Source organism: Dyella sp. SYSU CM1112, from assembly GCF_058216415.1.
In genome coordinates, this window is sequence record NZ_JBZEGI010000165.1 from 1 (window position 1) to 252 (window position 252).

Consider the following 252-nt stretch of genomic DNA (forward strand, 5'->3'; position numbering starts at 1 on the left):
CGTATCGAGGATCTGGAAACTGGAATCACCCGCTACCGTTATGGCTATTTGAGCGGACGGAATACCCGGGTCAGCCGCCAGATCAAAAGTTGGGGATAATGCCTGTCCAGTGTAGGCGCCGTTATAGACGAGCGTACCGTTTTTCAGGGTCATGGCTGTTTCATCAGCTGCCGGTAGGCCGGTATTTTGCCAACCCCAAAGAGTGATTCCGTCAGCGAGAATATCCGCATCAGTAACCTGCAGTGTCAAAGT

The 252-nt window shown here is 52.4% G+C and carries 1 protein-coding gene; it reads right to left on the bottom strand.

Going from position 1 to position 252, the window contains the following annotated elements; all coding sequences use genetic code 11:
- Positions 1–252: hypothetical protein (locus AC4HNJ_RS22075; protein WP_490481753.1), on the bottom strand; the 252-nt coding region annotated here is incomplete at both ends.